This window comes from Streptomyces sp. NPDC097619 (assembly GCF_040302735.1).
GTDB lineage: Bacteria > Actinomycetota > Actinomycetes > Streptomycetales > Streptomycetaceae > Streptomyces.
On sequence record NZ_JBEOSD010000202.1, the window covers coordinates 1 to 12,808 of the forward strand.

Consider the following 12,808-nt stretch of genomic DNA (forward strand, 5'->3'; position numbering starts at 1 on the left):
CTCGCTACGACAAGACCCGCGAGTCCTACCAGGCAGCCGTCACCATCGCGTCCCTGTTCCTCTGGCTAAAGCCTCTTTGAAGACACTGCCTAGTAGGGGATGCCGGGGCGGCGTTGGCGGAGGATGCGCAGGCGGGGGGCGCAGAGTTCGGCGGCGGTGGCGACCTGGTTGTTGGTGGGGCAGCACTCCTTGCCGAGGTCGACCCCCGCCGTGATGTCGTCGAGGACCTCCCCGTACTCCTGCGGGGTGAGGTGGGCGCCGCAGGTCTCCAGCCAGCGGACCCCGTCGCGGGCGAGGGCGACGAAGGCGTGCGGGGCCTGGGCCCGGTACCGCTCCGCCACCCGGGAGAGGTCGCGGACCGCGCCGAGGGCCCCGCTGCGGGCGGCGTGGTTTCCGGGGTCGGCGGTCGAGGAGCGGAGCCGGACGCGCGCGTCGGCGGTGACCACGAGGCGGTCCTCGGCCCCGCCGGGGCAGGCCCGCGCGGCCGCGATGTGGTTCTCGGCGAGGTCGAGCCGGCCCAGTTCGGTCTCGTACCCGGCGCGCTGGAGCCAGTAATGGTGGTCGTCCTGGAGGAATTCGTGGGCGGCGGCGTAGATCCTGCGGACGGCCTCCGTGTCGAGGTCCAGCCGGCGCATCGTGTCGTGGTTCAGGAGCTTGATCATCGCGCTGCGGTCCCGGTGGCGATTGTCCCGGATGTTCCAGGCGCGGCCCGCGTAGAAGAGGAGGAGCTTGGCGATCACCCACTCCAGGTCGTCCTTGCGGTGCCGGAGAACGGTCTCGACCACGGTGTCGGCGATCGTCCGCTGGCGGCAGCGGAGGCGGCCGTCGGGGGTGTGCACCAACAGGTTCATGGCCACGAGCCGGTTGACGGCGTCGAGGTGGGCGCGGTCCGGGGCCTCCGGGTGGGAGACGATCTCCAGGAGGTCGGCCTTGTCGATGCCGCGTTGCTGGAAGACCAGGGAGGAGTCCGAGAAGGAGACCACGGCGTACGGGGCGCGCTCGCCGGGGGCCAGTTCCTCGAACTCGTCGCCGACCTTCTTCTTCAGCGAGGTCCCGGTGACCGTCTCGATCATCGCGGCCAGGAGTCCCTGGTCGCAGCGGGCGCGGAGCGCGGCGACCTTCTGGTGCATGAAGAAGTACTGCTTGAGCGCGCCGATCAGGGCGTTCTTGCCGAGCGCCTTGATGATCCTCTCCAGGTCGTCTTCGGTGAGGAGTTGGTCCGCGCTGACCTCCTCGGCGGGGAACCCGGCGCCGAGTTCCGATTGGCGCGTGACCCGGATGGCGGCGACGACCAGCGTGCGGCCGTCGTCGTTGAGGTTCTTCAGCAGGGAGCCCGCGCGGCTGGCGAACATGTCGACGTCGTCCACGAACACGGCTCCGAAACCCTGTTGGCGGACCTGCTGTTCGATCTCCCGGGGCGGCAGGGACGCCCCCCGGTCCACCCATCCGACGGCGGGGTCCTTCTTGTGGAACCGGTACGCGACCTGCATGAGGGCGGTGGTCTTGCCTGAGCCCGCGGTGCCCTTGACCAGCACGATCGGGAGCCGTCCGCCTTCGGTGGGGCGGGCCCGGTCCTCGATGGCCGCGGCGAGGGAGAGCTGCGCGGCGATCTTCTTGTCCGTGATGTCGCCCCAGTTCGGGTCGCGTCCCATCAGGAACTCCCGGCTGCCGCTCGGGGACTGTTCGAGGAGGCGGGCGACCCTGACCACGCCGACGCCGTCGCGGGTCCCCGCGTAGTCGGCGTTGAGGACCCGTCGGCCGTCGGACACCGCCTGGCTGCCGGGACCCAGGCAGCGGTGCACGAACTCGGCCGGATCCATGCGGAGATGGCGGAGTCCGGCGTCGCGGAGCCGTTCGCGCTCCGGTCCCGAGCCGGGCGCGCTGACGACGAACCCGGGGAAGTCGGCCTGTTGCCCGGCGGACCGCCCCGCGATGCGCAGTGCCTCCCACAGGGCGGGGCTCCCGGGGGTGCGGGACAGGAACACCACCGGGCGGGTCAGGAGTTCGGCGCGGAGCCGGCGGAACCACAGTCCCCGGGCGTCCTCGGCCGGGCGGGTCCAGGCGTCGCCGAACTCGGGCAGCGCGCCGTCCGGTGCGGGCCAGCCGTGGAGGGAGACCGCTTCCAGGGCGTTGCCCTTGGCGGTCGGGTAGTCGGTGCGGGCGTCCACGAGGGACACGCTGTCGGCGAGGCGGGCGTTGCGGGCGGCGGGCAGGGCGTCGCTGCCCGTGAGGTCGTAGATCCGCCACCAGGGGGCGCGTAGCAGGCCGTGGGCGGTGGGCGCGTCCTGGTCCGCCGGGACCGACAGGCCCTTGAGGAGGGGGGACAGTTGCTGCGGGGTGAAGCGGCGGCGGGCCGCGGCCCAGGTCTCGTGCAGGTGCGGGCCGCCGTGCGGGTGGGGGTCGGGTCCGTACAGGGCCGCCGCGAGGGTGCGGTTGAGTTCGTCGCCGTCGGGGACGCCCTCGTCGGCCCCCGAAACGAGCACGAGCACCATCTCGCCGTGGGCGAGGTAGGGGTGGAACTCGCCGAGGAGGGCCTTCTCGTCGTAGGGCGGCTCGGGCCGGGTGTCGACCGGCGGCCGGTTCGGTGCGGCGGGGCGCTGCCGCGCGGTGGTCGACAGCCGGCGGCCGGCGGTGTCGGTGACGACGGGACGCCCGTCCGCCGGCTCGGCCGTCAGGAGCGCGTGGGCGCGGGTCCGGCCGGTGAAGGGCAGGTGCCAGCCGTCGGCGCCGCCGTCCGTCGCTTCCGGATCTCCGGCGACGGCGAGTACGGGTGCGGCACCGAGGGAGCCTCCGGGCAGGTCGCCCGCGCGGCCCGCGAGGAGCAGGGTCAGGTCGTGGCCGGCGGCCCAGTCCGCGAAGGGCTCGCCGACGGCGCGGTCGAGCTGTTCGGCGGAGCAGCCCGCGAGGTCCGCACCGGCCGACGAGGGGGCCGTACCGACCATGCGGAACACGGTGTTGAGGCAGACCAGGCCGAGGGTGCCGGTCGGGGTCCGGAGCCGGCAGGAGCCCTCACCCGGCAGGAGGCCCGGGCGCCAGGTCTCCGGATGGACCGCGACGGCGGCCGTCCGGGCGGCGAACTCCCCGAAGACCTCCTCGCGCAGGGGGCGGAGGAGGGCCTCGTCCGCGCTGCCGTCCCACAGGCGGGGGGCCACCTGCTCCCAGCCGACGACGAGGCTCAGCTCCAGGAGCCGGGTGGTGGGACCGTCGCTCAGGTCCTCGGGGGCGGGGACGAGCAGGACCGGGGGCTCGTAGCCCGCTTCCCCGCAGGCGAGGCGGAGGTCCACGAGGAGTTCGTCGGTCGCGGAGGCCCCCGCCGCGGCCCCCCGGGCGGCGTCCGGGGAGGCGCCCTCGGGGGTGCCGCCGCCGGAGCCGAACGCGAGGAGCGCGTCGAGCCGCCGGCCCTCGGCGTGCAGGCGCGCCAGGTCGTCGAGGACGGCCCGGCGGGCGGCCGCGGGATCCGGCGGCAGGGGGCCGAGCAGGAGCAGGTGGGCAGGGCCGGGGGCCGGAGCGGCGGCGCGGGCCGGGGGGAACCGCTCAGGCATCCTGCCACCTGACCCCGATGACCTTGGCCCGCGGGACGAACAGGCGGGCGCCGTCCGCGGCGGCCCGGCCGGCCGGCCCGCAGGCTCCGGGGGCGGGTTCGATCTCCACGTACGGTCCGGTCAGCGAACTCTTCACGATCTTCCCGTCGATGCGGCCCGCGCCGGAGCCCGGCCCGGGACAGAGGACCCGGAGGGTCGGGGTGTAGGAGGCGTCCACCAGGAGGGTGCCCTCCGCGGTCTCCCGGACCGGTTCGGTGGTGACGGCCAGGGCGAAGGTGACCAGGCTCGCCACGACGGCGAGGCAGGCCACGCGGTTGCCCAGGCGCTGCCGGCCGTCGATGTCCCGGGCCCCGTGCCGGACCTTGCCGAGGACGCCGTTCAGCAGTTCCTCGCGGGTCGCGGCCTTCTCGGGCAGGGGATCGTCCTCGTCCCCGGCCCGGCCCACCTCCTCGGCGAGGGGGGAGGCGATGGCCCGGATGTAGAGCACGGCCGCCGCCAGCCACAGCAGTACGGAGCCGATGCCGAGCCACTGCATGAACGGGGGACGGTCGGCGAGGGCGGTGACGCTCAGGGCGGCCATCAGCCCGCCCCCGGCCAGCGTCACCGTGGACTGCGCGGCCTGCGCCCTGCCCCGGGCGACCCGCACCTCCTGGACCACCTCGGCGTAGTACGCCTCCGAGACGGCGGTGACCACCGTGTCCAGGACCTGTTCGTACTCCTGCCGGTCGGGTGCCGGGGGCGGCGGTGTCGGTGTCGGTGCGAGCGCCGCCGATGTCGGCGCCGGCGGTGGCGGGAGCGCCGACCCGGCGGTGTCGGGCGGGCCCCCCGCCCGCTGTCCCACGGCCATCCGTACGGCCCCCTCCCCGGTCAACGGATCGTGAAACTAACAGATCTGACGCTCCGTGTTGCGGGTGCGCGGGTCGCTTCGCCCGTGGGTGGACGGCGGCCGTCCGGAGGGGGCGGGACTCAGCCGGTCGTCGGACCTCCGCCCGGCGGTGGGGCGTCGAGGACGGCGTCGAGCATGAGGCGGGCCACGGCGGTCAGTTCGGCCGGGTCGGGGGCGGGGCGGGAGCGGGCCGTGGCGCCGGCGAGGCGGTCGTAGAGGAGGCCGTCGGTCCAGGCGACGAGGAGTTCGGCGGACTCGCGGGGGCGGGGGGCGCCGAGGGCGGCGAGGAGGGCCGTGGCGGTGTCGCGGGCGGCGAGTCCGGCGCGGTGCAGGGCAGGTTCGAGCTCGGGGGTGCGGGCGGCCTCCAGGCTCAGCTCGTAGCGGGCCAGTTGGCGGGCGCGGCCCGTGGTCGACCAGCGGTACAGGAGCCCGCCGAGGAGCCGCGCCGCGGACTCGGGGGTCGGGGCCGCTCCCGTGGCGCGGTCGCCGCCCGCACCCGATCGGGCGTCCGATCCGGCATCCGCCGAGGCGTCCGACGAGGTGTCGGGCGCGGTGTCCGCACCCGTGGCCCCGGCGGTGCCCGGGAGGCCGATCCCGGCTTCCTCCAGGTCGAGTGCGGCGAGGCGGTCGTAGCAGGCGCCGATCAGGGCCGTGCGGGTGCGGAAGTAGTAGGAGGTGCTGCCCGGGGAGAGCCCGGCCGCGGAATCCACCGCCCGGTGGGTGAGGCCGCGCAGGCCGGTCGCGGCCACCAGCGCGATCGCGGTGTCGGCGATGAGCGTCCGACGGTCCGCGGTCGGGGGCGCGGCGGGACGGGGAGTGGAGGAGGCCGGACCGGGGGTGGACATGAACCTCACTCTACAGCTGTAGAGTGAGGTTCGCCCCTCTACAACTGTAGAGGGTGCCAGGGTCGATGGTGCATGCGGTGCGGTCGCCCGACGGACACGGGTGACCCGGCGGGAAGGGTGTGCGGGATGGCGGGTCGGCATGCGGTGGTGGCGGGGGCCGGGATCGGCGGGCTGGCGGTGGCGCTCGCCCTGCACCGGCAGGGCTGGCGGGTGACCGTGTGCGAGCGGGCCGAGCGGCTGCCCGAGGTCGGCGCGGGCATCGTGCTCGCCCCCAACGCCCTGCGCGCCTTCGACCTGATCGGCTTCGACGCCACCCGCGCCGCCGGGGAGGCCGTCCCGGCGGCGATGGGCCTGCGCCGGCCCGACGGCCGGTGGCTGAACCGGGCCGACACCGCCGGGCTCCGCGCCCGGTACGGGCGTCCGCCCCTCGCCGTGCACCGCACCGCGCTGACCGCGGCGCTGGCCGCGGCCCTGCCCGGGGACGCCCTGCTCTTCGGCGCGGCCGTCACCTCGGTGGACGGCTCCGGGGCCGCCGCGGTCGCGCGCACCACGGCCGGGGACCTCACCGCCGACGTCGTGATCGCCGCGGACGGCATCCACAGCCGGCTGCGCCGCCGGTCCTTCCCGGACCATCCCGGACTCCGCTACAGCGGCGAGACGGCCTGGCGCACGGTGCTGCCCGCCGACGGACCCCCGGCCCCGGCCGCGGAGGAGACCTGGGGACCGGGCTGCCGCTTCGGAGTGGTCCCGCTGGCCGACGGCCGGGTGTACGCCTACGCCACCGCCGTGGTCCCGGAAGGACACCGGCCCGCCGACCCCCGGGCGGAGCTGCTGCGCCGGCACGGGCACTGGCACCGGCCCGTGCCGGAACTCCTCGACCGTTTCGACCCGGCCGTCCTCCTCCAGCACGACCTGTACGACCTGGCCGCCCCGCTCCCCCGCTACCACCAGGGACGACTGGCCTGGCTCGGCGACGCCGCGCACGCCATGACCCCGAACCTGGGCCAGGGTGGCTGCCAGGCCGTCGAGGACGCCGCGGTCCTCGCGTACCTGCTCGGCGAAGGCGACGCGGACACGGATCCGGAAGCCGCCCTCGCCGCCTACAGCGCGGCGCGCCTCGCGCGTACGGACGCCATCCGGGTCCGGGCGCGGCGGGCGGGCCGGTTGGCGGCGGTGCGGCACCCGTGGGCGGTGGCGGCGCGGGACCTCGCGGTCCGGGCCGTGCCGGAGCGGGCCGCGCTCCGCGCCCTGGACGAGCTGTTCAGCGGCTTCCGGCTGCCGGAGCGGCCGGGCGGGCCGGGTCCCCGGCTCCCGCACGCCGCCTGAGCGAGGAGAGGACCGAGGACGGCACCGTACGGGCCGGGCCGGGGACGGCGCCGAGCGGCCGGCGGCGGCGCGGGGCCGCGGAACGGCGGACCGGGCGGCGCGGGGAGAGTCGGGCCAGGGCCCGGTCCCGACAGGTCCGTAGCTGGACCGGGGAGAGCCCGGCCCGCTGGCCGCCGCCCGCGATCAGGGCGTTCACGGAGGCCATCGGGTCGCCCCCGGCCGCCCGGGCCGTGAGCGCGCCCAGGACGAGCGGCAGCAGCACCACGGCGAGGGCCGAACCGGTGGCACCGGCGGTGGCGGTGACGGTCCGGAGGGGGCGGGGGCGCGGGCTGTCCGTGGTCATGTGCCCAGTCCAGCAGCGGGGGCCGACCCCGCGCACCGGCCCGGATACTCAGACCCGGTGCGGGCGTACTCAGAACGTACCCACCCCGGAGGCAGCCGGTGCGCACCCGCGTACGCGCGCGCGGGCACCCCGCCGGGGTCAGCGGCCCCGGCGGACCCGGGCCGCGCGGCGGGCCTCGGCGAGCTGCCGGGCCTCGGCGGCCTTGCGGGTCTCCTTGGCCTGCTTGGCGCCCATGCCGCGGAAGGCCCGCTGGGGCGCGTCGGCGCCCTTCGCGGGGGCGGCCGCGGCCTTGGCCCCGGTCAGCCGGGACAGCTCGGCCTCGCCGGGACGGACCTGGCTGGTCGGTGCGGTGATCCCGGCCTCGCCGAGCATGCGGACCACGTCCCGCCGCTGGTTGGAGGTCACCAGCGTCACCACGCGGCCGGCCGCGCCGGCCCGCGCGGTGCGGCCGGCGCGGTGCAGGTACTCCTTGGCGTCGGCGGGCGGGTCCACGTTCACGACCAGGTCGAGCGCCTCGATGTGCAGACCGCGGGCCGCGACGTCCGTGGCGACCAGGGTGGTGACGGCCCCCGTGCGGAACTGCTCCAGGGTGTGCGTGCGCTGGGGCTGCGACTTCCCACCGTGCAGGGCCGCGGCCTTCACCCCGGCGTCCTTCAGGTGCCGGGTGAACCGGTCCACGGAGACCTTGGTGTGCAGGAACATGATCACTCGGCCGTCGCGGGCGGCGATCTCCGTGGCGGCCGCGAACTTGTCGGCCGACTGCACCTGGAGCAGGTGGTGCTCCATCGTGTCCACGGTGCCCGCCACCGGGTCGGCGGAGTGCTCGGCCGGGTCCTTCAGATGGCGGCCCACGAGGGTGTCCACCTGGCCGTCCAGGGTCGCCGAGAACAGCATCCGCTGTCCCTCCGGACGCACCAGCTCCAGCGCCTCGGAGACCTGCGGCAGGAAACCGAGGTCGCACATCTGGTCCGCCTCGTCGAGGACGGTGATCTCGACCCGGTCCAGCCGGCACGCCTTGCGGGACACCAGGTCGGTGAGGCGACCGGGGGTGGCGATCAGCACCTCGACGCCCTCCCGGAGCGCCACGACCTGCTTGTTGATGGCGAGGCCGCCCACCGCCACCGCGGTGCGCAGCCGCAGGGCGGCGGCGTAGGGGGCGAGGGCGTCCCCGACCTGCTGGGCCAGCTCGCGGGTCGGTACGAGCACCAGCGCGAGGGGCCGCTTGGCCTCGGCCCGGCGGCCCTCCAGCCGGGTCAGGAGGGCCAGGCCGAAGGCGAGGGTCTTGCCGGAGCCGGTACGGGCCCGGCCGAGGACGTCCCGGCCCGCGAGGGCGTCCGGGAGGGCGGCGGCCTGGATGGGGAAGGGGGTGTCCACCCCGGCCTCCGTCAGGGCCGCCAGGATCGGGGCGGGCAGGCCGAGACCGGCGAACCCGGGGCCGGTCGCCGCGGGGGCCGACGCCGCGGACGCGGCGGGTCCGGCCGGGGCCGGGGCTTCGGCGGAGCGGGCCGAACGGGTCGAGCGGGCGGAGCCGTCCACGGGGAACCATCCTCGTCGTCACGCGCAGCGAGGAGTTCCCGTGCGACCGTAAAACCGTCATTTTAGCCGACGGCGGGCCACCGACCGGGGCCGCGGACCGCCCCCGACGGCGGACCGGCCGGTGGGAGCGAGGCTGCGGGACGGGGCTGCGGGACGTGCCGCGCGGCGCGGCCGTCGGCGGACCGCCGTGCGGGTCACGGGTCACGGGTCACGGGCGACGTCGTACCGCCACACGTGACACGGCAGCCCCCGCTCCAGCCTCATCCCCACCGCCCACCCCGTCCGACCCGCCCGCCGTGCGCCGTCGCCCGTGCTGCGTGATGCTGCGTACATGTCCCAGGACACCGCGGGCGGCGGGGCGCCGCCGCCACCGGCCCAGGAGCTCAAGCACGACGCGATCGGTTTCGTCGACGCGCTCGTGATCGGGCTCAACTCGACCTCGCCCGCGTACTCGCTGGCCGCGGCGCTGGGCCCGATCGTGGCCCTGGTCGGGGTGTACGCCCCCGGGGTGATGCTGGCCTCGTTCGTCCCGATGCTGCTGATCGCCGCCGCCTTCTACTACCTGAACAAGGTGGACCAGGACTGCGGGACCACCTTCTCCTGGGTGACGCGCGCCATGGGGCCGTGGGCCGGCTGGGCGGGCGGCTGGGCCATCACCATGACCGGCGTCCTGGTGATCGGCTCCCTGGCCGACGTGGCCGTGCGCTTCGGCCTGCTGGCCGCCGGACTGGACTCCGCGGCGAACAGCGAACCGATCCGGCAGGGCCTCACCGTCCTGGTGATCCTGGTCATGACCGCCGTCTGCGTGATCGGCACCGAGATGTCGGCCCGGGTCCAGGACGTGCTGATCCTCGCCCAGGTGTTCTTCCTGCTGGTCTTCGCGGTGGTGGCGATCTGGAAGGTGTACGCCGGGACCGGCAGCCTGGAGTCCACCGAGCCCGCCCTGCACTGGCTGAACCCCTTCGGGGCGGGCGGGGCCGCGCTGACCGGCGGACTGCTGCTGGGCGTGTTCATCTACTGGGGCTGGGAATCCGCGGTCAACCTCACCGAGGAGGTCAAGGATTCGGCGACGGCGCCCGGCCGGGCCGGGATCTGGTCCACGGTCGTCCTGCTGGTCACCTACCTGTCCGTCGGCATCGCCGTCGTCGCCTACGCGGGCCCCGCCTTCCTCGCCGAAAACGCCGACGAGGAGGAGGCCGTCTTCGCGACCCTCGCCAACGAGGTGATGGGCGGCTGGGACTGGGTGGTCCTCCTCGCCGTCAGCACCTCCGCGCTGGCCTCCACCCAGACCACGATCATCCCGGCCTCCCGCACCGCCCTGTCGATGGCCCGCCGCAAGGCCCTGCCCGACGGCCTGGCCCACATCCACCCGCGGTTCCGCACCCCCGACGTCTCCACCTGGTGGGTGGCCGCCATCGCGATCGTCTGGTACCTCGTGGTCAACCAGATCAGCGAGAACGCGCTGTTCGACTCGCTGACCGCGCTGTCCCTGCTGATCGCGTTCTACTACGCGCTGACCGGCCTGGCCTGCGCCCTGTACTACCGCCGCCACCTCACCGAGAGCGTGCGGAACCTGTTCCTCATCGGCGTCGGCCCGGTGGTCGGCTCGATCCTGCTGGGCTGGCTGCTCGTCGAGTCCGTCCGCGACATGGCGGACCCGGAGAACTCCTACAGCGGGGTCTCCTGGTTCGGCCTCGGGCCGCCGCTGGTCATCGGCATCGGCATCGCCCTGGCCGGAGTGGTGGTCATGATCTTCTGGCGGCTGCGCTCGGGGATCTTCTGGCAGGAACGCCGCGGCGTCGCCGACCCGGACCTGGTCCACGGCACCGCCCCGGCCCGGGACTCCCGGAAGGAGGACTGACCATGTCCGTGGTGCTGGGGTACGACGAGTCCCCGGGGGCCGAACGCGCCCTGCGGGTCGCGGTGGAGGTGGCGGCCGCCTTCGGCGAACCGCTGGTCCTGGTGTACGGGGCGGCCGCGCCCGGCGGGCTGGGCGAGGAGTACCGCTCGCACCAGGAGGCGGTGCGGCAGGCCGGCCGGACCGCCCTGGCACGCGCGGTGGCCGCAGCCGACGAGGCGGGGGTGCCGTCCACCGTGGAGGTGGTCGACGAGAAGCCCGTACCCGCTCTGCTGGAGGCCGCCGAACGGCACGGCGGCCGGGTGATCGTGGTGGGCAGTTGGGGCGAGAGCCCCATGAAGGGGGCCCTGCTGGGCTCCACCCCGCACAAGCTCCTGCACCTGTCCCCGCTGCCGGTGCTGTGCGTGCCGACGTCACCGGACACGGGGCCTGAGACGGGCCCGGGGACGCCGACCGGCGCCCCGGACCGGCGTCCCGGGGCGGGGCCGGCGCCCGGCGGACCCGGCGGTGCGGGTGGCTGACCCGTACCCCGCCGGACCGGGCGGGGCACGGGTGACGGCGGCCGGTCGGCCGCCCCGCTCAGGGGGCGATGGGCAGCTGCCGCTTGTGCTCGGTGGCGCGGTAGCGGTTCACGATCGACTCGTGGGCGGGACCGGAGACCGGCTTGCCCTCCAGGAAGTCGTCGATGTCGTCGTAGGTGACCCCGAGGGCGTCCTCGTCGGGCTTGCCCGGGTCCAGGGTCTCCAGGTCCGCGGTGGGCGTCTTCCACACCAGGGAGGCGGGGGCGCCCAGACGGTCGGCCACGGCGCGGACCCGCCGCTTGGTGAGACCGGTCAGCGGCACCACGTCCGCGGCGCCGTCACCGAACTTGGTGAAGAAGCCGGAGACGGCCTCCGCGGCGTGGTCGGTGCCGACCACCAGACCGCCCCGCGCGCCCGCCACCGCGTACTGGGCGACCATGCGCTGCCGGGCCTTGATGTTGCCGTGCACGAAGTCCTGCTGGTGGGCGTCGCGGAAGGTGACCCCGGCGGCCACGGCCGCGTCGAGGGCGGCGTCACTGGCGGGCTTCACGTCCACCGTGAGGACCTCGTCGGCGGCGATGAAGGAGAGCGCGAGCTGCGCGTCCTGCTCGTCGCCCTGGACGCCGTACGGCAGCCGCATGGCCGTGAAGGTGGCCTCGTGGCCGGCGGCGCGGGCGCGCTCCACGGCCAGCTGGCAGAGCCGGCCGGCGGTGGTGGAGTCCACTCCCCCGCTGATGCCGAGGACCAGCGAGCCCAGGCCGCCGGAGACCAACCGGTCGGCGAGGAACGCCACCCGGCGCTCGATCTCGGCGTCCGCGTCGAAGGACTCCGGAACCTGCAGTTCACGGGCGATGTCCAGCTGCAGGCCGATGGAACCGGGGTCGGTCACGGGAGCTCCTCTTGGTGTTCTCGGTACAGGAGGTACCCGACGACTTTAACGGGATGTACATTCGGCGCCAGGCCGCCGCCGGAAGCGCTTCGTACGCAGGTCCGACCGGCGGGTTTCACCTGGTTGACCACCGCCCTTTACCTTCTCTTTTCCCACTCCCCGGTGCCGCTGTCGCACACTGTCCCACCAGCCTCAGCCGTGACCCGGTGGGAGGCATTCCCGACTCCTCGAAGGACCGAGGCTCCGTGCCCGTATCCGTAGTCCTCACCGGCCGCCTCGCGCGGCTGGAGCCCCTCGCACCGCACCACGCAGAGGCCATCGCCGAAGCCGGCGCGGAGGATCGTACGAGCTATGCCTATACCCCCGTGCCCCATGGCCCGGAGGCGGCTCGCGAGTACATCGACCGCGCCCTCGCCGACCAGGCGGCCGGACGGTCGTTGCCCTACGCCATCGTCGGCCAGACAGACGGCCGGGTCGTCGGATCGACCCGGTTCCTCGATCTCGACTACTGGCAGGGCCCACTGGTGTGGCCCGCCGTGCCGGGCGTCCCCTTCGGGGATCCGGCGACCGCCGTACCGGACGCCGCCGAGATCGGGAACACCTGGCTCTCGCCGCGCGCCCAGGGCACGGGGATCAACACGGAGGTCAAGCTGCTGATGCTGCGGCACGCCTTCGAGACCTGGGGGGTGCGGCGGATCTCGCTGCGCGCCGATGCCCGCAACACCCGCTCCCGGGTGGCCATCGAACGTCTCGGGGCCACCTGCGAGGGCGTCCGCCGGGCGCATTCGCGGGGGCTGGACGGGGTGGTGCGCAGCACCGCCTTCTATTCGATCCTCGACGAGGAGTGGCCCGCGGTCCGCGCCATCCTCGAACTGCGGACGGCGCCGAGTCCGGTGTCCCCCGCGGCACTCGGAAGGATGATCATGGCCTGAGCCGGGCCGGTCCGGGGGCGGCGCTCCCGGACCGGACGGCCCCGGGCTGGAAGGCTGGGGTTCCGGCGGTCCGCGCGCGGACCGACGGTGGAACACCCGCCGACGAGCCCGAGAGCGAGCTGATCCCCTG

Annotated in this window: 9 protein-coding genes and 1 pseudogene; 4 read left to right on the forward strand and 6 right to left on the reverse strand. The window is 75.1% G+C overall.

From position 1 onward, the window contains the following. Positions 1-89: 89 nt before the first annotated feature. From ABTZ17_RS33340 to ABTZ17_RS33350, 3 genes are all read right to left on the reverse strand, one after another. Positions 90-3,542: a P-loop NTPase gene (locus ABTZ17_RS33340; RefSeq protein WP_352199545.1), complete on the reverse strand. Its 3,453-nt coding sequence runs from the start codon at positions 3,540-3,542 to the stop codon at positions 90-92. Further along, the gene (locus tag ABTZ17_RS33345; RefSeq protein ID WP_352199546.1) at positions 3,535-4,389 is read right to left on the reverse strand and encodes a hypothetical protein; all 855 of its coding nucleotides are present in this window, start codon (positions 4,387-4,389) and stop codon (positions 3,535-3,537) included. The genes ABTZ17_RS33340 and ABTZ17_RS33345 overlap by 8 nt, the downstream gene beginning before the upstream one ends. A 119-nt stretch (positions 4,390-4,508) precedes the next feature. Continuing rightward, positions 4,509-5,273 (reverse strand): TetR/AcrR family transcriptional regulator, encoded by a 765-nt coding sequence (locus tag ABTZ17_RS33350; protein WP_352199547.1) that lies wholly within the window; start codon positions 5,271-5,273, stop codon positions 4,509-4,511. 126 nt (positions 5,274-5,399) lie between these two features. Between ABTZ17_RS33350 and ABTZ17_RS33355 the strand changes: the two genes are divergently transcribed. Beyond that, the gene (locus tag ABTZ17_RS33355) at positions 5,400-6,599 is read left to right on the forward strand and encodes an FAD-dependent monooxygenase (RefSeq protein ID WP_352199548.1); all 1,200 of its coding nucleotides are present in this window, start codon (positions 5,400-5,402) and stop codon (positions 6,597-6,599) included. Here ABTZ17_RS33355 and ABTZ17_RS33360 read toward each other — a convergent pair. Next, positions 6,535-6,942, reverse strand: coding sequence for a hypothetical protein (locus ABTZ17_RS33360; RefSeq protein WP_352199549.1), 408 nt, complete (start codon positions 6,940-6,942; stop codon positions 6,535-6,537). The two genes, ABTZ17_RS33355 and ABTZ17_RS33360, sit on opposite strands and share 65 nt — an antisense overlap. A 138-nt stretch (positions 6,943-7,080) precedes the next feature. Continuing rightward, positions 7,081-8,478, reverse strand: coding sequence for a DEAD/DEAH box helicase (locus tag ABTZ17_RS33365; RefSeq protein WP_352199550.1), 1,398 nt, complete (start codon positions 8,476-8,478; stop codon positions 7,081-7,083). A 331-nt stretch (positions 8,479-8,809) separates the two neighbouring features. On the opposite strand from ABTZ17_RS33365, the gene ABTZ17_RS33370 reads away from it, so the two are divergent. Continuing rightward, complete coding sequence (locus ABTZ17_RS33370) at positions 8,810-10,339, forward strand: APC family permease (RefSeq protein ID WP_352199551.1); 1,530 nt, start codon at positions 8,810-8,812, stop codon at positions 10,337-10,339. A 2-nt stretch (positions 10,340-10,341) separates the two neighbouring features. Continuing rightward, a pseudogene (locus ABTZ17_RS33375) lies at positions 10,342-10,758 on the forward strand (universal stress protein); the annotation flags it as partial. 157 nt (positions 10,759-10,915) lie between these two features. Here ABTZ17_RS33375 and nadE read toward each other — a convergent pair. Next, positions 10,916-11,746, reverse strand: a complete 831-nt coding sequence (nadE, locus tag ABTZ17_RS33380; protein ID WP_352199552.1) for an NAD(+) synthase — start codon at positions 11,744-11,746, stop codon at positions 10,916-10,918. A 245-nt stretch (positions 11,747-11,991) separates the two neighbouring features. On the opposite strand from nadE, the gene ABTZ17_RS33385 reads away from it, so the two are divergent. Continuing rightward, positions 11,992-12,678: a GNAT family N-acetyltransferase gene (locus ABTZ17_RS33385; protein ID WP_352199553.1), complete on the forward strand. Its 687-nt coding sequence runs from the start codon at positions 11,992-11,994 to the stop codon at positions 12,676-12,678. The last annotated feature ends 130 nt before the right edge of the window (positions 12,679-12,808 follow it).